At 73.6% G+C, this 21,273-nt stretch carries 15 protein-coding genes; 8 read left to right on the top strand and 7 right to left on the bottom strand.

The genetic code is table 11. From position 1 onward, the window contains the following. Positions 1-74 precede the first annotated feature (74 nt). Both ACFVVX_RS07995 and ACFVVX_RS07990 read left to right on the top strand, forming a co-directional pair. Positions 75-461, top strand: coding sequence for a BlaI/MecI/CopY family transcriptional regulator (locus ACFVVX_RS07995; RefSeq protein WP_387942933.1), 387 nt, complete (start codon positions 75-77; stop codon positions 459-461). Beyond that, complete coding sequence (locus tag ACFVVX_RS07990) at positions 458-1,354, top strand: M56 family metallopeptidase (protein ID WP_387942657.1); 897 nt, start codon at positions 458-460, stop codon at positions 1,352-1,354. The genes ACFVVX_RS07995 and ACFVVX_RS07990 overlap by 4 nt, the downstream gene beginning before the upstream one ends. A gap of 86 nt (positions 1,355-1,440) precedes the next feature. On the opposite strand, the gene ACFVVX_RS07985 is transcribed toward ACFVVX_RS07990, so the two are convergent. Next, complete coding sequence (locus tag ACFVVX_RS07985) at positions 1,441-2,463, bottom strand: NlpC/P60 family protein (RefSeq protein WP_387942655.1); 1,023 nt, start codon at positions 2,461-2,463, stop codon at positions 1,441-1,443. A 471-nt stretch (positions 2,464-2,934) separates the two neighbouring features. Here ACFVVX_RS07985 and ACFVVX_RS07980 point away from each other — a divergent pair, with 471 nt between their 5' ends. The 4 genes from ACFVVX_RS07980 to ACFVVX_RS07965 all read left to right on the top strand — a co-directional run bounded on the left by ACFVVX_RS07980 (position 2,935) and on the right by ACFVVX_RS07965 (position 8,890). Beyond that, positions 2,935-4,890 carry a methylmalonyl-CoA mutase family protein gene (locus ACFVVX_RS07980; RefSeq protein ID WP_387942653.1) on the top strand — a complete coding sequence of 652 codons (1,956 nt, stop codon included), beginning with the start codon at positions 2,935-2,937 and terminating at the stop codon, positions 4,888-4,890. Next, positions 4,887-7,091 carry a methylmalonyl-CoA mutase gene (scpA, locus tag ACFVVX_RS07975; RefSeq protein ID WP_387942651.1) on the top strand — a complete coding sequence of 735 codons (2,205 nt, stop codon included), beginning with the start codon at positions 4,887-4,889 and terminating at the stop codon, positions 7,089-7,091. The genes ACFVVX_RS07980 and scpA overlap by 4 nt, the downstream gene beginning before the upstream one ends. Before the next feature lie 12 nt (positions 7,092-7,103). Beyond that, complete coding sequence (gene meaB / locus ACFVVX_RS07970; protein ID WP_387942649.1) at positions 7,104-8,105, top strand: methylmalonyl Co-A mutase-associated GTPase MeaB; 1,002 nt, start codon at positions 7,104-7,106, stop codon at positions 8,103-8,105. A gap of 278 nt (positions 8,106-8,383) precedes the next feature. Beyond that, positions 8,384-8,890: an NUDIX domain-containing protein gene (locus tag ACFVVX_RS07965; RefSeq protein ID WP_387942647.1), complete on the top strand. Its 507-nt coding sequence runs from the start codon at positions 8,384-8,386 to the stop codon at positions 8,888-8,890. A 72-nt stretch (positions 8,891-8,962) separates the two neighbouring features. On the opposite strand, the gene ACFVVX_RS07960 is transcribed toward ACFVVX_RS07965, so the two are convergent. Then, on the bottom strand, positions 8,963-9,565 hold the full coding sequence (locus ACFVVX_RS07960) for a superoxide dismutase (protein ID WP_387942645.1): 603 nt from the start codon (positions 9,563-9,565) through the stop codon (positions 8,963-8,965). A gap of 357 nt (positions 9,566-9,922) precedes the next feature. Here ACFVVX_RS07960 and ACFVVX_RS07955 point away from each other — a divergent pair, with 357 nt between their 5' ends. After that, entirely contained in the window at positions 9,923-12,223 is a 2,301-nt protein-coding gene (locus ACFVVX_RS07955; RefSeq protein WP_387942643.1) for a M9 family metallopeptidase, read from the top strand. A gap of 114 nt (positions 12,224-12,337) precedes the next feature. On the opposite strand, the gene lanM is transcribed toward ACFVVX_RS07955, so the two are convergent. Together lanM and ACFVVX_RS07945 are read right to left on the bottom strand one after the other, a co-directional pair. Continuing rightward, entirely contained in the window at positions 12,338-15,619 is a 3,282-nt protein-coding gene (gene lanM, locus ACFVVX_RS07950; protein ID WP_387942641.1) for a type 2 lanthipeptide synthetase LanM, read from the bottom strand. A gap of 116 nt (positions 15,620-15,735) precedes the next feature. Beyond that, positions 15,736-15,915, bottom strand: coding sequence for a hypothetical protein (locus ACFVVX_RS07945; RefSeq protein WP_387942639.1), 180 nt, complete (start codon positions 15,913-15,915; stop codon positions 15,736-15,738). Positions 15,916-16,286: 371 nt separating this feature from the next. Between ACFVVX_RS07945 and ACFVVX_RS07940 the strand changes: the two genes are divergently transcribed. Then, positions 16,287-16,799, top strand: a complete 513-nt coding sequence (locus ACFVVX_RS07940; RefSeq protein WP_387942637.1) for a histidine kinase — start codon at positions 16,287-16,289, stop codon at positions 16,797-16,799. 51 nt (positions 16,800-16,850) lie between these two features. On the opposite strand, the gene ACFVVX_RS07935 is transcribed toward ACFVVX_RS07940, so the two are convergent. The 3 genes from ACFVVX_RS07935 to ACFVVX_RS07925 all read right to left on the bottom strand — a co-directional run bounded on the left by ACFVVX_RS07935 (position 16,851) and on the right by ACFVVX_RS07925 (position 21,134). After that, a complete protein-coding gene (locus tag ACFVVX_RS07935) occupies positions 16,851-18,986 on the bottom strand; it encodes a hypothetical protein (protein ID WP_387942635.1) in 2,136 nt (711 codons plus the stop codon). Next, positions 18,983-19,297, bottom strand: a complete 315-nt coding sequence (locus tag ACFVVX_RS07930) for a hypothetical protein (protein WP_387942633.1) — start codon at positions 19,295-19,297, stop codon at positions 18,983-18,985. The genes ACFVVX_RS07935 and ACFVVX_RS07930 overlap by 4 nt, the downstream gene beginning before the upstream one ends. Before the next feature lie 229 nt (positions 19,298-19,526). Continuing rightward, entirely contained in the window at positions 19,527-21,134 is a 1,608-nt protein-coding gene (locus ACFVVX_RS07925; protein ID WP_387942631.1) for a hypothetical protein, read from the bottom strand. Positions 21,135-21,273 lie beyond the last annotated feature (139 nt).

Genomic DNA, 21,273 nt, shown 5'->3' with positions numbered 1-21,273 from the left:
GGGTTCCGGGGCCGCCCCCCGTACGATGGCGCGGTACGAGTGGTCGGGCGGGTGTGGAGAGGGGCGCCGAGGTGCTGCGCGGGTTCGGTGACCTGGAGGCCGAGATCATGGACCGGCTCTGGTCCTGGGGCCGGCCGGCGGCCGTGCGGGAGATCGTCGACGACCTCCGGCGGCAGCGGGCGGTGGCGTACACCACCGTCACCACCGTGGCGGACATCCTGCACACCAAGGGCTGGCTGCGCCGGGACAAGGTCGGCCGGGCCTGGGTCTACGAACCGACCTGCACCCGGGAGGCGTACACCGCACAGCTGATGCACCAGGCCCTGGAGAGCACGCCGGACCGGGCCGGGGCACTGCTGCACTTCGTCGACCGGATCAGCGGGGACGAGGCCTCGGCCCTGCTGGCGGCGCTCGCCCGGGTGAGGGACCGGGACGGCGAGGGCCCCGGGGACGCCGGGTGACGCTCGCGCTGCTCGGCCTCCATCTGCTGCTGGTCGGCGCGGTACTGCCGAGGCGGCTGGCGGGTTCGACCCGGCTCCAGGCGCATCCGGCGGCGGGTGCGGCGGTCTGGGTCGCGCTGATGGCCTCCTTCGTCACCGCGCTGCTGCTGGCGGCCCACCACCTGGCCGCCCCGCTCGGGCACGAACCCGCCGGCCTGGTGGGCCTGTTGCCACACGCCGAGCCGGCTCCCGGCGCCGGGAGCCCGGCCGCGTGGTGGGCCCCCGCCGCGGCCGCGGCCGCCCTGGGCGCGACGGCCCTCGGGGTGGCCCTCCGCGCGGCACGGCTGCGCCGCCGCCACCGCGCGGTCCTCGACCTGGTCGCCGTCCGCGACCGCCGGTCGGACGTCCTGGTCCTGGAGGACCCCCGGCCGGCCGTCTACTGCCTGCCCGGCCGGCGGGCCCGGGTGGTCGTCTCGCGCGGCGCGCTGGACCTGCTGGACGGGCGCCAGCTCGCGGCCGCCCTCGCACACGAGCACGGGCACCTCCGCGGCCGCCACCACCTGGTGCGGGCCGGGGTGGACGCCTTCGCCCTGGTCTTCGGCCCGCTGCCGCTGGCCCGGACCGGCCGGGCCGAGGTGGCGCTGCTGCTGGAGATGGCCGCCGACGACGCGGCGCTGGCCGAAGTACCGCCCACGGTCCTGGCCTCCGCGCTGTGCGCGCTGGCCACCGGGGCCCCGGTGGGCGGCGCTCCGGGCGCCTCCCTCGCGGCGGCCTCCACCGGGGTACTGGCCCGGGTGCAGCGCCTCGGCCGGACCGGCGGCCCGCGCGCCCGCCGGTTCGCCCCCGCGTGGCGCATCGCCGCCGCGTCCGGCCCGGTGCTGCCCTACCTGCTGGCCTGCGCGCCGCACCCGTAGCGGGAGCGTCGGCCGGACGGGAGCGTCGCCCGGACGGGAGCGTCGGTCACGCCGCCGGCGGGAGCAGGTCTGCGGCCCGGGCGGGTCTACGGGCGGACCCCGCCGACGTAGGGCATCGCGGAGATCGGGAGCACCTCGACGTTCTTGCCGGTGCGCGGGGCGTGGATCATCTTGCCGTCGCCGATGTAGAGGCCGACGTGGTGCAGGTCCGGGTAGAAGAAGACCAGGTCGCCGGGTTGCAGGTCGGCGCGGGAGATGCGCTGGCCGGCGTTCCACTGGTCCTGGGAGATGCGGGGGAGCCTGACGTCGGCGGCGCGCCAGGCCGCTCCGGTCAGGCCCGAGCAGTCGAAGCCGTTGGGGCCGGTGGCGCTCCAGACGTAGGGCTTGCCGAGCTGGGCGTAGGCGAACTGGACCGCCGCCGCGGCGCGGCCGGTGGCGGGGCCGGTGAAGGCGGGGCGCTCGGCGGCGCGGGAGGCCCGGGCGGCGGCGTCCTGGGCGTTGACCCGGGCGCGGTCGCCGGCGCTGAGCTTGTTGAGCAGTGCCTGGGCCTGGGCGAGCCGGTCCTGGACCTTCTTCTTCTCCTCCGCCAGGGCGGTGCCGACGCTGTCGAGTTGGGCGAGCATGGCGGTCGCCTCGGTGCGGTCCTGGTCGAGCCTGCGCTGATCGTTGCGGGCCTGCTTGAGCAGGGCGGTCTGGGAGTCGACCACCTGGTTCTGTGCGGCGGCCCGGTCCAGGTAGCTGCCCGGGTCCGAGCTGAGCATCAGCTGGACCGACGGGTCGATGCCGCCGGTGCGGTACTGCTCGGCGGCGATCGCGCCGAGCTGGGTCCGCAGCTGGTTCATCTCCTCCTGGCCGCGGGCCACCTTCTCCTGGATCCGGCCGGCCTCGCCCTGCAGCCTCCGCTGCTTCTCCTGGAAGCCGTTGTAGCGCTCGATCGACTGCTCGGCCTCCTCGTTGAGCTGGTCGACCTGCTCCTTGACGGAGTTCAGCGCGGGCGCCGGTTCGGCCAGGGCCGGCCCGGCGGAGAACACCGCGCCGCCGGCCACCGCCGTCGTCACGACCGCCATACGGGCCCGGCTCGGCGGGCTGGGCTTGCGGCGCTTTCCCATGGGCGGTGTACTCCTTCAGGGGCATGACAGAGCAGGACGGCGTACGGCTGGGCGGGGTACGACTGAGCGGGGCTGGGCACTACCGGACGAACCACTACAAAAGGGGCACAGCAGGGGCGCGCGAGGGCACGGCAAGGCGGAGCGAGGCAGGGCAAAACAAGGCAGGGGGGTGACAGAGGGGGGAACCGTCCCCATCCGCCACCTTCTACTAAGTAACTTAATAGATGATGCCCGTCAGCCCGCAACCCCCCTCTCCACCCCCCTCTCCTTCCGCGCCCGGCCCCCTCCCCCGTGCCACTCGGCCCCCTCCCGTCGCGCGCGCCGACCCCTCCCTCCCGCCGCTCACCCCCCTCTGCGCCTCCTCCCACCCCCCAGGCGCGTGACCAGGAGTGCAACGGAGTGCAAAGGGAGGGAAAGGTCACACCCTCCGCCTCTGCTGCGCTCCCGCCACCGACCGCTAACCTGCGGGGCATGACGGTCCCGCCCGAAGGGCTTCCCCTGGCCGCCGAGTTCCCGGCCGGCACCCGTGAGCAGTGGCAGCACCTCGTCGAGGGCGTGCTGCGCAAGTCGGGTGCGGCGCCCGCGGACGGCGCGGCCGCCGAGGAGGCGCTCACCACCGCGCTCCAGGACGGGCTGCGCGCCCGTCCGCTGTACACCGCCGAGGACACCTCGGCCGACGCCGGCTACCCCGGCTTCCCGCCGTTCGTGCGGGGCGGGCGGCCCCAGGGCGCGTCCGTCTCCGGCTGGGACCTGCGCCAGCGGCACGCCGATCCCGACCCGCGCCGCACCAACGAGGCGGTCCTCGCCGACCTGGAGAACGGCGGCAGCTCGATCTGGCTGGAGCTGGGCGGCAACGGTCTGCCGGTCACGGCGCTGCCTGACGCGCTGTCCGGCGTCTACCTCGACCTGGCCGCCGTCGTGCTCGACGCGGGCCCCGAATCGGTGGCCGCCGCCGAGCAGTTGTTCGCACTGCTGCGCGAGCGCGAGGTCTCCCCCGGCGCCGCGACCGGCAACCTCGGCGCCGACCCGCTGGGCCTGCTGGCCCGGACCGGTGACGACGGCCCCACCGACGCCCTGCTCACCGACGCCGCCGCGCTCGCGGCCCGCTGCGCCGCCGAGTACCCGGGCGTCCGGGCACTGACCGTCGACGCCCTCCCGTACCACGAGGCCGGCGGCTCCCCCGCGCAGGAGCTCGGCTGCTCGCTGGCCACCGGCGTCGCCTACCTGCGGACGCTGACCGCCGCCGGCCTGACCGTCGACGCGGCGCTCGGCCAGCTGGAGTTCCGCTACGCGGCCGACGCCGACCAGTTCCTGACGATCGCGAAGTTCCGTGCGGCGCGCCGCCTCTGGGCCCGGGTCGCCGAGGTCTCCGGCGCCGCCGCGGAGGCGTCGGCGCAGCGTCAGCACGCCGTCACCTCCACCGTGATGATGACCGAGCGCGACCCCTGGGTGAACATGCTGCGCACCACGGTGGCCTGCCTGGCCGCCGGGGTCGGCGGCGCGGACGCGGTGAGCGTCCTGCCCTTCGACAGCGCGCTCGGCCTGCCGGACGCCTTCGCCCGCCGGATCGCCCGCAACACCCAGTCGATCCTGCTGGAGGAGTCCCACCTGGCCCGGGTCGTCGACCCGGCCGGCGGCTCCTGGTACGTGGAGCAGCTCACCGACGAACTGGCCCGGGCCGCCTGGGCCTGGTTCCAGGAGATCGAGGGGGCCGGCGGCCAGCGCGCCGCCCTGGCCGCCGGGCTGGTCGGCGAGCGGATCGCCGCCACCTGGGCCGTGCGCACCAAGGCGCTGGCCAAGCGCCGCGAACCCGTCACCGGCGTCAGCGAGTTCCCGAACCTGGACGAGCAGCCGCTGGTCCGCACGCCGGCCCCGGCCCGGCCCGGCGGCGGACTGCCCCGGGTGCGCCGCTCCGAGGCGTACGAGGTGCTGCGCACCCGCTCGGACGCGCACCTCGCCGCCACCGGCGAGCGCCCCCGGCTGTTCCTGGCCTCCATCGGCACGGCCGCCGCGCACACCGCCCGGAGCACCTACGCCGCCAACCTGTTCCAGGCCGGCGGCATCGCGACCACCTCCGTGGCGGGCACCGACGCGGCGGCGTTCGCCGAGGCGTTCACCGCCAGCGGCGCCACCGTGGCCTGCCTGTGCTCCAGCGACCAGCTCTACGGCGAGCACGCCGAGGCGGTCGCGAAGGCGCTCAAGGCGGCGGGCGCCGCACGAGTGCTCCTGGCCGGGCGTCCCGGTGAGCAGCGCGAGACGTACGAGCGGGCGGGCGTGGACGACTTCGTCTTCGCGGGCGGCGACGCGGTCGCCGTCCTGACCTCGCTGCTGGACCGGATCCTCGGCGAGGCCCCGACGCCGACCCTTGGCGAGAGCCTGAACGAGATCCCGGCCGGGGTCCTCGACACGGACGGAGTGGCGCGATGATTCCCGACTTCACCGGAATCGGGCTGGACGGCGGAGCGGGAGCGGCGGTCGGCGACGGCCAGTGGCGCTCCGCCTGGCGGCAGGCCACCGGCAAGGACGTCGACGAGCTGGTCTGGGACACCCCCGAGGGCATCGGCGTCAAGCCGCTGTACACCTCGGCCGACCTGGCCGGCCTGGACTTCCTGGGCACCTACCCGGGCATCGCCCCGTACCTGCGCGGGCCCTACCCGAGCATGTACGTCAACCAGCCCTGGACGGTCCGCCAGTACGCGGGCTTCTCCACCGCCGAGGAGTCCAACGCCTTCTACCGCCGCAACCTGGCGGCCGGTCAGAAGGGCCTCTCGGTCGCCTTCGACCTGCCGACCCACCGCGGCTACGACAGCGACCACCCGCGCGTCACCGGCGACGTCGGCATGGCCGGCGTGGCCATCGACTCCATCTACGACATGCGCCAGCTCTTCGACGGCATCCCGCTGGACCGGATGTCGGTGTCGATGACCATGAACGGCGCCGTGCTGCCGGTGCTGGCGCTGTACATCGTGGCGGCCGAGGAGCAGGGGGTGCCGCCGGAGAAGCTGGCGGGGACCATCCAGAACGACATCCTCAAGGAGTTCATGGTCCGCAACACCTACATCTACCCGCCGCAGCCGTCGATGCGGATCATCTCGGACATCTTCGCGTACACCTCGCAGAAGATGCCGCGGTACAACTCGATCTCCATCTCCGGCTACCACATCCAGGAGGCCGGGGCGACGGCCGACCTGGAGCTGGCCTACACCCTGGCCGACGGCGTGGAGTACCTGCGGGCGGGCCTGGACGTCGGGCTGGACGTGGACGCCTTCGCGCCGCGCCTGTCGTTCTTCTGGGCGATCGGCATGAACTTCTTCATGGAGGTCGCCAAGCTCCGCGCGGCCCGGCTGCTCTGGGCCAAGCTGGTCAAGCAGTTCGACCCGAAGAACGCCAAGTCGCTGTCGCTGCGCACTCATTCGCAGACCTCCGGCTGGTCGCTGACCGCCCAGGACGTGTTCAACAACGTCACCCGCACGTGCGTCGAGGCGATGGCCGCCACCCAGGGCCACACCCAGTCGCTGCACACCAACGCCCTCGACGAGGCGCTGGCGCTGCCGACCGACTTCTCGGCCCGGATCGCCCGCAACACCCAGCTGCTGCTCCAGCAGGAGTCCGGCACCTGCCGCTCGATCGACCCGTGGGGCGGCAGCGCGTACGTCGAGAAGCTCACCCACGACCTGGCCCGCCGCGCCTGGCAGCACATCCAGGAGGTCGAGGCGGCCGGCGGCATGGCCAAGGCGATCGACGCCGGCATCCCCAAGCTGCGCGTGGAGGAGGCCGCGGCCCGCACCCAGGCCCGGATCGACTCCGGCCGCCAGCCGGTGATCGGCGTCAACAAGTACCGGGTGGACAGCGACGAGCAGATCGACGTGCTCAAGGTCGACAACTCCTCGGTGCGCACCCTCCAGATCGAGAAGCTGCGCCGGCTGCGCGACGAGCGCGACGAGGCCGTCTGCCGCGACGCCCTGAACGCGCTGACCCGGGCCGCCGAGGCCGGCCCGCAGCGCGGCGGCTCGCTGGACGGCAACCTCCTCGCCCTCGCGGTGAACGCGGCCCGGGCCAAGGCCACGGTCGGCGAGATCTCCGACGCCCTGGAGAAGGTGTACGGCCGGCACTCCGGCCAGATCCGTACCATCTCGGGTGTGTACCGAGACGAAGCCGGGCCGTCGGCCCCCGTGCAGCGCACCCGCGACCTGGTCGAGCGGTTCGAGCAGGCCGAGGGCCGGCGCCCGCGCATCCTGGTCGCCAAGATGGGCCAGGACGGCCACGACCGCGGCCAGAAGGTGATCGCCACGGCCTTCGCCGACCTCGGCTTCACGGTGGACGTCGGCCCGCTGTTCCAGACCCCGGAGGAGGTCGCCCGCCAGGCCGTCGAGGCGGACGTGCACATCGTCGGCGTCTCCTCGCTGGCCGCCGGGCACCTCACCCTGGTGCCCGCGCTGCGCGCCGAACTCGCCGAGGCGGGCCGGGAGGACATCACCATCGTGGTCGGCGGGGTCATCCCCCCGCAGGACTTCGACGCCCTGTACGAGGCGGGCGCCGCGGCGGTCTTCCCGCCCGGCACGGTGATCCCGGACGCGGCGTTCGACCTGCTGAAGGCGCTCGCCGCCGACCTCGGCCACGAGCTGTGAGCCGCTGAGCCGATGCCGCCCCGGACGATCGACCTCGACCAGTACGCGCAGGGGGTGCTGGCCGGCTCGCGTGCGCACATCGCGCGGGCCATCACCCTCGTCGAGTCCACCCGCCCCGACCACCGCGCGCTCGCGCAGCAGCTGCTCACCATGCTGCTGCCGCACGCGGGCGGGGCGATCCGGGTGGGCATCACCGGTGTGCCCGGTGTCGGCAAGTCGACTTTCATCGACGCCTTCGGCACCCAGCTCACCGGACTCGGCCACCGGGTCGCGGTGCTCGCCGTCGACCCGACGTCCAGCCTCACCGGCGGCTCCATCCTCGGCGACAAGACCAGGATGGAGCGGCTGGCGGTCGACCCGAAGGCCTTCGTCCGTCCCTCCCCCACCTCGGGCACGCTCGGCGGCGTGGCCCGGGCCACCCGCGAGTCGATGGTGGTGATGGAGGCGGCCGGCTACGACGTGGTGCTGATCGAGACGGTCGGCGTCGGACAGTCGGAGACCGCGGTCGCCGGCATGGTGGACTCCTTCCTGCTGCTCAGCCTGGCCCGCACCGGGGACCAGCTGCAGGGCATCAAGAAGGGCGTGCTGGAGCTCGCCGACGTGATCGCGGTCAACAAGGCGGACGGCCCGCACGAGACCGACGCGAAGGCCGCCGCCCGCGAACTCGCGGGCGCACTGCGCCTGTTGCAGGCCCCGGACGCCGCCTGGACGCCGCCGGTGCTCACCTGCAGCGGCCGCGACGGCAGCGGACTAGACACCCTCTGGGAGCGCCTCCAGCAGCACCGCAAGGTGCTCGACGCGACCGGCGCCCTGGAGGCCCGGCGCCGCGACCAGCAGGTCGAGTGGACCTGGGCGATGGTCCACGACCAGCTCTTCGCCCGACTCCACGAACACCCCGAGGTCCAGCGCCTCACCCCCGGCCTCGAACGCCAGGTCCGCGACGGCACCCTCCCCGCCAGCCTGGCAGCCCAGCACATCCTGGACGGCTTCTTCGGCCCGCCCGACCAGACCTGACCACGGAACCGCCCCCGGCCCAACGCCGGGGGCGTCCCTGCTCCTGCGTCGACCAGGCGGCACCGGCAACCGTTCATCAGGCCGAGAAGACACCGCACGGCCAGCGGCCGAGCCAGAATGCCGCGGTGGACTCTTCCTGGCCGCGCACGGCAGCCTGTCCCAGCTGTCGAGGTGGGGGCCGCGATGGTCCGTGAGTACCTGGCACGATTCGACGAGGCGCGAGCTGCCCGGATGCTGCTGCTCGCCGACATCATCCCGCCGTCTCGGGGAGGAACATCGTGAGGCCCACGCCTGCCGACCCTGCCGCCTGGAACGCCTACCTCGCGGAGGGCAACGCCAAGCAGGCCCGCAAGCGCGTCGCCGCCGACGTCCTTCTCCGTGACCCGGTCGGCCGGATCCTCGCGGTGAACCCGACATACAAGGACGGTTGGGACCTGCCAGGGGGCATGGTCGAGGCGAACGAGCCGCCGCACTCCGCAGCCGTCCGCGAGCTGCGCGAGGAGCTGGGCTTGGACGTGGCGCTTCGTGGCCTGCTGGTCGTGGACTGGGTGGCACCCCACGGTCCCTGGGACGACCAGATCTCCTTCATCTTCGATGCCGGTGTGACCTCGGTCGGCGGACGGCTGGAGCCGCACGACGACGAGCTTTCCGAGGCCGCGTTCCTACCGGCATCGGAGGTCCGCGGGCTGGTGCGTGACCGCTTGCGCAGGCGGCTAGACGCCGCGCTCCTCGCACTCGACGACGGGCGCACCCGGTACCTCCACGATGGAGCACCCCTCTGGTGACGGGTTCCGGACCTCAGAACGCCCCCGGCCCGGCCGAGGCCGGGCCGGGGGCGTTCTGCTGCCGTGGGTCCGTCAGGCGGAGGTGGCTGCCGTGAAGCGCTGCGAGACGTCCTGCCAGTTGACGACGTCCCAGAGCTTGGTGACGTAGTCCGGGCGGACGTTGCGGTACTGGAGGTAGTAGGCGTGCTCCCAGGCGTCGAAGGCGAGCAGCGGGGTGGTGCCCTGGCCGACGTTGCCGTGGTGGTCGTAGACCTGCTCGACGATCAGGCGCTTGCCGAGCGGCTCCCAGGAGAGGATGCCCCAGCCGGAGCCCTGGACGCCGGTGGTGGCGGTGGTGAGCTGCTTCTTGAAGGCCTCGAAGCTGCCGAAGTGCTCGGTGATCGCATCGGCCAGCTCGCCGTCGGGGCGGTCGCCGCCCTCCGGGGAGAGGTTCTCCCAGAACAGCGAGTGCAGCACGTGGCCGGACAGGTGGAAGGCGAAGGTCTTCTGCAGGCCGACGAGGCCGCCGAACTGCTCCTTGTCGCGCGCCTCGGCGAGCTGCTCCAGGGTGTCGTTGGCGCCCTTGACGTACGCCGCGTGGTGCTTGGAGTGGTGCAGCTCCAGGATCTCGGCGGACATCGCCCGCTCGAGCGCGGAGTAGTCGTACGGCAGGTCGGGAAGCGAGTAGGTGCCCATCAGGACACGGCCCCTTTCGGCGAGTTCAGCTGTGATGATCGTGCCGGGTACACACTATTGCGTATTAGTTGCAAGAACGAAGCATATGCGTCTGTGTATTCCTGGCGGCCCGGGGGCTCCGACCGGCCGACTCTTCCGCACGCTGCGAGACGCTGCGGGGCGCTGCGCGAGCCCCGCCGGAGGGGGGTGGCGGCGCACGCCGGTGTACGGGTCCCTGACAACGTTTCGGTTGCGGTGGGGATCAATCCCGCCCAGGGCCTTCCCGTCGCGATGCGACATGTGCCATTTTACATGTCACACATCGAGCGGTCGCGCCCCCCAACACGCGGCCCCGAACGGCCCCGGAGGCCCCCACAGATGCGTCCCTTCCGGATATCCAAGGCCCAGGCGCGAAGGGTGCCGGCGCTCGGCGCCGCCTTCTTCGTCGCGCTCGGCCTGTTCGCCCCGCAGAGCTTCGCCGCCCCGGCCGGCCAGGCGTCCGCCGCCACGCCGCCGGCCACCAAGGCCGCCGCCCCGCGGGCGATCCCGGTCCCGAAGTCCCCCGAGGCCACCACCGGCGGCCGTCCGCTCGCCGCGGAGGACGACGCCAAGGCCGCCACGCCCAAGGCCGCCGCCACCACCACCCCGACCAGGGCCGCCAAGCAGTTCTCGGCGGCCGCCGCGGGCAGCACCTGCGACCTCTCCGCCTTCACCAACGCCTCGGGCAGCGCACTGGTCGCCAACGTCAAGGCCGCGAGCCTCGACTGTCTCAACACGCTCTACCCGCTGACCGGCACCGACGCGGGCAAGGTCTTCGGCGAGGCCAAGATGGTCGCCGTCGCCGACGCCCTGCGCACCAACGCCGCCGCCTACCCCGGCGACAACTCCGCCTCCACCGGGCAGCTGGTGCAGTTCCTGCGCGCCGGCTACTACGTGCAGTGGTACCACAGCGACGTGGTCGGCCAGTACGGCCCCACGCTGCAGACCTCGATCCGCGGAGCGCTGGACGCCTTCTTCGCCGCCCCGCACAGCACGGACGTCACCCAGGCCAACGGCGAGACCCTGTCCGAGGCCGTCACCCTGATCGACAGTGCCCAGGAGAACGCCCGGTACACCGCCCCGGTGAAGCGCCTGCTCGGCGACTACACCACCTCCTGGCCCAAGTCGATGACCGACGCCGTGGCCAACACCAAGACCGTCATCGAGGACGGCTTCGACCAGCCCGCCTACATCGCCGCCCTCCAGGCCGACCCGGGCTTCGCCACCACCATGTCCTCGTTCGTGACGCGGAACGCCTCGCTGATCAACGGCGGCGACATGGTCACCTCGATCGGCATCCTGATCGGCAACCTCGTCGCCCACGACGAGCTCAAGGCCCAGGGCCGGCCGATCATCAAGGACCTGGTCACCCGCTTCCCGCTGGTCGGCGCCACCGCGCCGCTCACCATGAACCTGGTCTGGTTCACGGAGAACAAGGACAAGGGCAACTGCTCCGTCTACGGCCTCTGTGACCTGCCCACCCGGCTCCCCCCGCTGGTGCTCACCAACGAGCGCACCTGCAACGCCAACCTGCGCGTCCGCGCCCAGGAGATGACCGCGCAGCAGCTGGCGGACACCTGCACCAGCCTGATCAACGAGGACGCCCTGTTCCACAAGGTGATCCAGGACAACGGCGCGATCCCCGGTGACGTCAACACCAACCTCGAGGTCGTCGTCTTCGACGACTACTACGAGTACAGCCTCTACGCGGGTGCGATGTACGGCATCGCGGTCGACAACGGCGGCATGTACGAGGAGGGCAACCCGACCAAGGCCGGCAACCAGGCCCGGTTCATCGCCCACGAGGCCAGCTGGCTGCGTCCGGACTTCCAGATCTGGAACCTCAACCACGAGTACACCCACTACCTCGACGGCCGCTACAACATGTACGGCGACTTCGACGCCGGCATGGTCACCCCGACCATCTGGTGGGTCGAGGGCATCGCGGAGTACATCTCCTACAGCTACCGCAACGTGCGCAACGCCGACGCGATCACCGAGGCCGGCAAGAAGACCTACAAGCTCAGCGAGCTCTTCGACACCGTCTACGACCAGACCCCCGACGCCAACGTCAACTCGAACCGGGTCTACCGGTGGGGCTACCTGGCCGTGCGCTACATGCTGCAGTCGCACCCGGACGACGTGAAGGCGGTGCTCGCCAAGTACCGCACCGGTGACTGGAACGGCGCCCGCACCCTGCTCAAGAGCACCATCGGCACCTCGTACGACGCCGACTTCGCCAGCTGGCTGACCGCCTGCGCGGCCGACAACTGCGGCACCCTGCCGCCGGTCCAGACCGCTCCGCTCTGCACGCTGCCCGACACCCGGCAGTTCGACAAGAACTGCCGCCGCGACAACGCCGCGGCCACCACCGGCAACTACAGCTACAGCTTCCTGTACCTGCCGGCCGGGGTGAAGTCGCTGACCATCACCAGCGCCGGAGGCGCCGGCAACGCCGACCTGTACTACAACGGCGGCAGCTGGGCCACCAACAGCTCGTACCTCGCGAAGTCCGCCAACCAGGGCAACGGCGAGAGCCTCACCATCACCAACCCGCCCGCCGGCTGGGTCTACTTCAGCCTCTACGCCCAGCAGGGCTTCAGCGGCGCGACCGTCACCACCACGTACACCACGAGCTGATACACCGTCACCTCACGGCGGGCCCCGCGGAGATCTCTCCGCGGGGCCCGTTTCCGTGCGCCTCCCACGGAGAAGCCGCAGGGCGGCACGGGCGGCGACGGGCGCCGCGGACCGTCAGTCCCGGACCGGCGGATGCAGGGCGAGCACCGAGGGGACCAGCTCGGGCGCGGCCAGCCGGAGCAGGCCGTACCCGATGCCCGCCAGGCCCACCATCAGGGAGGGGCTGTGGACCCCGCGCGGCAGTCCGCAGACCCAGCCTCGCCCGTCGAGGGCGTCCAGGGTCGCGGCGGCCTGCCGCAAACCGGCGCCGCGCCAGGGCCCGCCGGCCAGCAGCAGCGGCTCCAGATTGCCGAGATCCCCGTGGCAGAGCGAGAAGTTGAGCCCGAACCCGTGGCCGGCCACGGTCTCCAGGGCGGTCTCCCGCCCCTTGCGGAGCAGCTCGGCCCGGCGGCCGTCCAGCAGCCCGGACAGCTCGACCCTGGCGAGCGCGACGCCCGCGGCGCCGTGGCACCAGAGCACCGGGAAGGACGGGCCGGACGGGCCGCCGTCCTCGCGGACGTCGCGCCAGTTGGCCTCGCCCGGGTCGAACAGCGTGTCCTCGTAGGCCAGGGCGGCGAGGGCGAGTTCGGGCAGCCGCTCGTCGCCGAGCAGCCGGCCGGCCCGGGCCAGCGCCCAGGCGATGCCGGAGGCGCCGTGGGCGAAGCCGGCGAGCGGCCGGTCCGCGGTGCCGGCCAGCGCGGCGGGCAGCCAGCCGGCGCCGCCCTCGGGGTGCGGGCGGGCCTGCTGGACCAGCCGTTCGGCGCAGCGGGCCAGCGCGTCGGTGACGGCCGCGCCGGGGCGCAGCGCTCCCCAGGCGGCCAGGCCGCCGATGGTGCCGGCCCCGCCGGCGATCAGGTCGTGGGCGGTGTCCTCGCCCGCCGTGGCCGCCGCCCGCCGGACCAACCGCTCGGCGAGGGCGTCGAGTTCGGGGTCCGGCCGGTGGGCGGCGAGCTGGGCGAGGGCGTAGAGGAGTCCGCCGGTGCCGGTCAGGCCGCCGCCGAGGCGGTCGGCCTTGCGGCGGATCTGGTGACGGAGCGTCAGTTCGGCGGCGCGGGCGGCGGTGTGGTGCTCGCGCTCACCGGTGACCCGGGCGAGGCGGTCGAGGAAGAGGGCGACTCCGGCGGTGCCGCTGTACAGGTCCGGCCCGAGTTCGGCCGGGGCCCAGCGGCCGGGCGGCGCCCAGTTCGGCCCGGCCCAGGCGAGGTCGGCCCGGCCCCGGTACGCCTCGCGCAGCAGTTGTTCGCCGGCCTCGACGGCCTTGGCCAGTGCCCGCGACCGCAGCGCCGCCCCGGCGGGCTCGGCGTCAGGGTCGACGGCGGGCTCAGCGACGGGCCCAGCAGCAGACTCAGCGGCGGGCCGAGCGACCGATGCGACCGATGCGGCCGACAAGGCAGGCGCCGCCGTCCGGCGCGGCTCCCGGGCGCCGTCGGCCGTGGCGACGGAGAGCCGCAGCAGCTGCACCTGGCGGGCGAGGTCCGCCGGGCCGAGGGCGGCCAGCTTCTCCAGGGCGAGGTCCAGCGCGGGGCGGTCGGTGACGCCGGGGATGACGGCACCGCTCGCCGCGCGGGCGTCGACGCCGTCGGGGCGGATGGTGAACACGGGGACGTCGCCGAGCCACAGGTCCGCGCGCTCGTGGTCGAGGAAGGCGCGGGCGTGCTCCTCCCAGCGGGCGAGGGCCCAGAGGCGGTCCAGATGGCGGTCCTGGTCGAGGGCGTCGCGCAGCAGGTCGGGGTGGCAGGCGGTGGCGAGCAGGCTGCGGTACTCCAGGGTGTCGCGGCGCAGCAGCCTCGTCTCGTCGCCCGCGAAGTCCATGAGCAGCGCGCGGACCTGGTCCTTCTCCCCCCCCAGCAGCCGGTAGGCCTCGGTGAACCCGGCCTCCAGCTCGGCCGCGTAGTCGGCGGTCCGCAGCGGCTGCCCCGGCGGGACGGGCCGGCTGCCGGTCGCCTCGACGGGCACCCGCCGGTACTCGATGCGCAGTTCGTCGGTGCCCAGGCCGGCCAGGACGGGGGCGGCGCGCGGCGGCAGGCTGTCCGGATCCCAGCCGAGCGCCGACAGGTCGGTGCCGCCGTTGCCCTGTTCGTCCCACATCCGCTCGGGGAGCAGGCCGGAGCGGAGCACCGAGTGGCGGGCCTGGTGGCGGGCCAGGCGTTCGGACTCGGAGAGGTCCTTGGCGGGCTCGCGCAGGTCGGGGTGGAGCAGCGCCTCCAGGTCGATCAGGACGGGCTGGTCGCGGACGGCGAGCAGGTTCTGGGCATGGCAGTCGACCGCGTCCAGGACGTAGAGGAGCGCCGCGAGCGAGCCGGCCCGGTGGTGGAAGTCCCGCAACTCGCGCTGGTTGCGGGCGGGTTCGGCGGTGATGTGGGCGGCCCAGCCGTAGCCGTCGCCGGCCAGGTGGTCCGGGTCGAGCAGCGGCAGCCGCAGCCGCGCGTTGAGCCACTGCAGCAGTCGGCGGTAGTGGAGTTCGACGCCGAACGGGCGCGGCTTGTAGACGATCCGGGTGCCGTGCTCGAAGCGCAGGGCGCAGACCGTGGCACCGCCGCGGTGGGAGTCGCCGAGGCCGGTGGCGAGTTCGGTGATCCGGCCGAGCGGGCGGCCGGCGGCGAAGACCCGGGAGAGCGCGGGGAGGTCGGCGGCGAGGCGGCGCAGCAGGGTGAGGTTGGTGTCGGTCCACTGCTCGGCGGCCAGGGCGAGGCGGCGGGCCAGCACCGGGTACTCGGTGAGGAGGTGCAGCGCCTGCTCGGGCTCGGTGATCCGGTCCAGGAAGGACTGGTAGCGCTGTTCGGGGGTGTCGCCGGTCAACTGGCCGGTGAGGCGGGCGATGTGGAGCTCGGTGATCACGGTGCGGACGGTCAGCGCGTGCGCGGCGGCGGTGAGCGCCGGGACGAGCAGGGCGGTGAGCTCCTCGGGGGTGCCCAGGGCGGCGGCGCCGGGGTCGGTGCGGCGGAGCTCCGTGAGGCCGGCCCGCAGGCGGTCCCGGGCGGCGGCCAGCAGCGGGGCGGCGACGGCGGCGAAGGCGTTCTCCTCGCCGATCCGCAGCCCGTCCGGGGCGGCGGGCGACTCGTAGGCGGCGGCGAGCCGTTCCGCCCACGGTTCGGGCGCGCCGAGGCGTTCGGCCAGTGCCTCGGGTGGTTCGGCGAGCAGGGCGCGCAGGGTGTCGGTGGCGAGGCCGTCGGCGGCGAGCCGACGCTCGAACCAGTCGTCCTGGTCGAACGGTGCCTGGCCCCGCCAGCGGTGCAGTACGCGCTCGGCCCGCTCCACACTCGCGGGATCGGGCGTGCCGCCCTGCGCGGCCCGGCCGCGCCGGCCGAGCGGTACGGCCCGGGCCGAGGCCCGCCGGAATTCGGACGCGTCGGGCACGGCCGGTGCCACCTCTCTCGTTTCGTGGACCCGGCCGGGGTGGACGGGCCCGGGTGCGGTGCGCCCCCGGGCCGAGGCGCCCGGGGACACACCGCGCGGTCAGCGGCTGCGGCGGCTCAGAAGCTGCAGAGCCGGCTACAGCTGGACTGCGAGAAGCAGGTGCTGTTCTGCACCGCGGCCGTGACGTAGACCTCGCCCGCCGGGTCGCCGGCCGGGTGCAGCTGGTGGCCCTGGCCGAGGGTCAGGCGGAAGTCCTCGTCCTTGAGTGCGCGGACCTGGTCTGCCGTGGGCAGCATGATGCCTCCTGGGGAGTCGAATCCGACATGAACGTGCCAGGCCCCGGATCCTCCCAGCGCGTCATCCGCCGCACCAGGGCCGTGCCGCGGGCGCGGCTCGGTTCCGGCCAGGATCGCGCTGCCGACTCGGCCCGGCCCGGGGCCCCCGCGACCCGCCGGGCGGGCCCCGGGCCTGCGCCTCGGCCGCCGGACGGGGCTCCGCGCCCGCCGGGCGGCATGTGACCGGAATCCGGACGACGCCGACCGGTCGAACAGGACGGAAGGTTTCGGACGCCTCGCCCGGGGGAGCCGAGGGGCTGCTCTGAGTGGCACCCCCGGTCGGCCGCGACCAGGATGAAGGTCCACGGCGAGCCCGACCCGATCGGAGTGCGATGACCGACCACCAGCACCATGTCGTTCTGCTCACCTTCGAGGGCGGCGAGGGCTGCCACCCCGCCTTCGAGGAGGCCGAGCACCTGCCGGGCATCCGCCAGTGCGCGGTGCTGGAGCGCTCCGCCGACGGCCTGCTGGAGGTGCGGGAGGGCTACACCCGGGGGGCGGGCGTGGCGACCGTCGGCTCCGGCGTGGTCGGCGGCCTGGTCGGGCTGCTGGGCGGCCCGCTCGGGATGCTGCTGGGCTTCGCCGCCGGGGCAGCCTTGGGCAACGCCGCCGAGGAGGGCCGGACGACGGCCGACGGGGCCGGGCTGATCGTGCTGTCGGCCCGGGTGCCGGACGGGGCGTCGCTGCTGGTCCTGGACATCAGGGAGTCCTCCCCGGAACCGGCCGACCGGCTGGCCGCGCGCTTCGGGGCGGCGACGGTGGAGCGGATCGTGGCCGACGAGTTCGCCGAACAGGTCCGCGCCGCGGAGCGCCGGGCCGAGGAGTCCTCCGAGGACGCCGGCTGACGCCGCTCCCGCCCCCGGGAAGCCGGTGGCGGGAGCGGCACCCTGCCGGTGTCAGGCGTTGCCCCGCCCGAGGTAGCGGCTGGCGACGTCGTTGCTGCGGTTGCGGCTGTTGAGCATGTCGTCCTGGAGCGCGTTGATCTCCGCGCTGTCCGGGCTCCGGCCGTGGTCCCGGGCCCAGATGGCGACCAGGTCGGACATCTCGCGGTTGGCACCCAGGTAGGTGTCCGAGATCTTGGCGTTGGCCTCGCTGTTGTTGTGGTCCTTGACGTCGAGGCTGACCGCGTACGTCCAGGTGTCGAGCAGGCGCTGGGCGCCGTCGCCGACCCACTTCACCGCGGTGATCGGGGTGCCGATGGTGTGGTAGAGCGCCTTGGCCTTCCAGTCGGCCTGGGCGTTCTTGTCGTCGCGCTTGTCCATCTCGATGTCGGCCCGGATGGCGTCGTAGGTGCCGAGCCCGGCCGCGCCCTTTCCCATCACGTCCTTCAGCTGGTCACTGCTGGGGTTGGGCCCGAGGGCCGCGAACTCCTGGGCGACCTTCGCCGTCTCGGCCTGGTGCAGGGTGCCGTACGCATCCGGGTTCTCGGAGACGCCGCGCATCAACCGCACCAGGCTGTCCTGGCCGACCGCCATCCGGACGGTGTCTCCCTCCGTCCACACCGAGTCGTGCCCGGTGTGGCCGTTGTAGAGGTCGTTGCGGCCGTTGAGCAGCTCGTGGGTGTCACCGGTGTAGTCGGCCAGCGCGTTCGCGAGCGGCTGACGCAACGGGCCCTTGATGTTGTCCCCGCCGTGGCCCTCGTCCAGGGTGACGATGGTGTCGTGCATGATGCGGGCCTGTGCCTCGGTGTGCCTCCCGTCGTGGGGGGCGCCGGCCGGCTCGCCGGTGGAGGCGGCTTCGAGAGCGGCGGCCAGACCGCTCCGGGCGAGCGCGTCGTCCGTCCTGGCCAGGGCGACGTAGGCGGTCATCCAACCCTCGGGCCAGTCCCGGTCCTTCAGCAGGAAGTGCAGCCTCTTGTTGGAGCCGTCCGGGCCCGGGTCCAGGTAGGAGGTGGCCACCTCGGGCTGGCGGCCCATCACGCCGAGGACCTCGTCCAACGGGTCCGCGCCGAGCGAGGTGCCGTCGTGGGAGGCCTTGTAGCCCCACGGGTTCTTGTCGTGCTTCTCGACCTCGATGATGTCGTCGGCGAGGTTGCTGAGGAAGCCGGTGGAGTACTTGGCGTCGCCCTTGGCCATCAGGGTGCCGAGGATCTGGTAGCCGTAGACCGGTTCGGTGCCGGAGCCGAAGTTCTTCGTCCCGGTCTTCTTCATCTCCTCCCGCCACCTGCGGTAGAAGTCGCTGTTGGTGTCCTGGGTGGCGGAGGCCAGGGATCGGGTCAGGTCGGTCTGCAGACCGGCGAACGCGGCCTTCTTCGCGGCGTCCTTGCCGGGGTCGTTGAGCTTCTCGGCCAGGTTGAGGGTGCCGTCGGTGCCGAGCTTGTCGAGCAGCGCCTGCGAGAACTGCGGGCTGTCGGCGTTGGCCCGCATCAGGTTCTGCAGCTGCTGCAGCTCGTCCGCGTTGAGGCCGTCGATCCGGGTGGCGAGGGCCGCGGCCCGCTGGGCGTCGGCCGCGTCGCCGCCGCCGATGGCGTCCTTGTTGAAGGAGTTCTCGACACTGCCGGCCTTGGAGGCGCTGCGCAGGGCGCGTGACGCCCGCTGGTCGGCGTCGGTGGCGCGCTGCATCCCGGCCTGGATGGCGGCGCTCCACTTGGCGGCGGCCTCCTGGTACTCCCGCGACGCCCCGGGGTCGTGCTGGATCGCGTTCCGGGTCTGCGGGTCGAACATGCCGATGTCGAACACCACGACGCCCGTACCGGTGACCTTGAGGTCCGCCTTCACGGCGCCGTCGGCGGCGTCCCGGACCTGCTTCTGCGCGGCCGCGAAGTCCGCGGCCGCGTCGTCGAGCAGGGAGGCCATGGCCCTCGCCTCGACCTGCGCGGCGACGATCTGGCCCTTGGTGCCCTGCAGTTGGATAGAGGCCAGATAGGACACCGGCCCGTTCCACCCTGTGCCGGTCACCGCGAGCACGTCGCGGTCCATCGTCCCCTCCATGGCGTGGAAGCGCTCGGCCATGGCGCGCCACTGCACGGCGGCGGCGGAGAGGGTTTCGGGCTTTGCGTTGAGGACGTCCTCGTATCCGAGCACGGTGCTCACCCCGCCTTGAAGGGGTCGGCCAGGAAGCCGTCGGTGGACTGGTAGTTGAGCGAGGTCTGCTGCATGGCCGCACTGTTCTTGTGCAGCCGCGCGGTAAGTGCCTCCACCTGTTCGTGCCACTCGGTCAGGGAGGCGCGCAGCGCCGCCGCGGTGTCCCACCCCCGGTGCCCCTGGGCCGCGGTCTCGGTGGACTCGTTCGCGAGCGCACCGATGTTCGCGCTGTCGAGCGCCATGCCGTTCAGTGCCGTCTGGGCGCTGTTGAGCGCCTGCGTGTTCACGCTGAACCCGCCGTTCGGTCCCGGTGCGGTCATGTCCGGAACTCCTCCCCCATCGGAAAACAACCGGTCGAATGTCACGCACGGACCCCGCGTGACGGGCTCTACTCAACTGGCCACCGCTACTGCCAGCAAGAGGCCTTGACGGGTTGTTACCAACTCATCGAAAGCGCACGACGCACGGGCGGCGGGGGTGGACAGCGACGCGAACCCCGGGCCGGAGTAGCCGGCCCGGGGTTCGCGTCGCTGTCGGTGCCGCGGCGGCTCAGCCCGTCGGACGGGACGAGGGCAGCGCGCCGGTCAGCAGCGGCCACTCCCGGTGGAACGGCGGCAGCGGCAGCTTGCCCTCCACGATCGGGGTCCCGAAGACCTTCAGGTGCGCGAGCAGCGACCCGTTCAGGTCGATCCCGCCGAAGAGGCCCCAACTTCCCTGGACCTGCGGCGGGTTGCCCGAGGTGTCCACGGCGAGCGAGCCGTCGATCTGGCCGCGCAGGTACGGCGCCAGCGTCGCCTCCACGCCGACCGTGTCGTACAGGCCGACGCTCACCTCGGCGCCGAGGCCGGCCCGCACCGCCGCCTTGCCCGAGAGCCGCAGCCGGACGGGGGAGACCGTCGTGTTCGCCGCGTCGGTGACCGGGCTCCAGCCGCGGTCGCCCGCGTAGTCGGCCCGGACGCTCCAGGCGCCGGTGACCTCCTGCTCGGCCTCCAGGTGGACCTTGCCGTCGGCGCTGATCTCCAGGTAGCAGGTCAGCCCGAGGTTGACCACGACCGGCAGGCCCGCGACCGTGAGGACGGGGCTGGCCTGGAGCTTGGCGAACGGCAGGCGCACCGGGGTGCCGGTGGCGCGGCCGAGGTCGCCGGTGACCTTCCACTGGGCGTGGGCGCCGAGGTCGAAGCCGATCGACGCGGTGCGCGGGCTGCCCGCGCCCGCCCCGTGGTAGGCGAAGTGGACGGCCGGGTGCAGCTGCAGGGATCCGGACGCGTCGGCGCTCGCGCCGTCGGGCAGCGGGATCGGGGCCTTGACGTCGACCTCCAGGGTGCCGGAGGCGTCGGCCCGGGTCGTGCCGTTCTCCCGGCCCACGGTGGCCTTGAGGTCCTTGACCAGCGGGGTCACCTTGATGGCCTGCGGGTCGACGGCGACCTGGCCGTCCGCCTCGGCTCCGCCCAGCAGCTCGGCCAGGGTGGCCGGCCGGGTCGAGATGCCGACGGTGTCCCCGGTGCCGGGGCGCACCTCGGTCACCGCGACCAGCGCGCCCTGGGGGGCGGCGGCCGTCGGCGGGCTGGCGATGAGCTGGCCGGGCTTGACGGCCGCGGCCTGGCCCGTCTGCGGGGGCGTGGCCGAGGAGCCGGAGGACGGCGCGGACGGCAACGCGGGCGAGGCCGCGGGCGCGGAGGCCGCCGCGGAGGCCGGCGCGGACGTGGCTGCGGCGGAGGGCGAGGCCGGGCCCGCGGGGGCGGTGGCCGCCGCGGCTCCGGACAGCACCGCCGTGCCCTTGACCGGGTCGTAGGCGGCCAGCTGCAGGGTGCTCGCCGCGGAGGAGACGGCGGCGCCGTCCTTCCCGGGGGTCCCGATGGCGACCTGCTGGACGCCGGGCTGGGCCGCCGCCACCGGCAGGGCGCCCGCCGCGGGGCGCTGGGACGCGGGCGGGGCGGCGGCCGGCGTCGAGGCGGCGGCGCGCGGCGCACCGGCCCCCGACCGGGGCGTCGCGACCCCCGCCGGGGAGGCGGCGACGGACGGGACGACCGGGGCGACCGCGTCGGCGGCGGTCGAACCGGCCTGCGGCACAGCGGAGTTCGGCCCGCAGGCGGCGGCGCCGAGCAGCAGCAGGGAGACGAGGGCAGGGCGGACGGCCGTGCCTATGGAGCTCTTCAACAAGACTCTTCCGGAGCGGCGGACGAGGACACGACCGCTCGTGATCAGGGGACGCGAAGGCGGCGCGAACGGCCGCGAGCGCTATGTTACTGATGAGGAATAAGTTTGTCGAAGACATGCAAACAGCCTCGACGGCGGC

This window comes from Kitasatospora sp. NPDC058170, from assembly GCF_042883905.1.
In the GTDB taxonomy this organism is placed as follows: domain Bacteria; phylum Actinomycetota; class Actinomycetes; order Streptomycetales; family Streptomycetaceae; genus Kitasatospora.
Note: the sequence above shows the minus strand (reverse complement) of the source record. Positions and strands in the feature narration are given on the sequence as shown.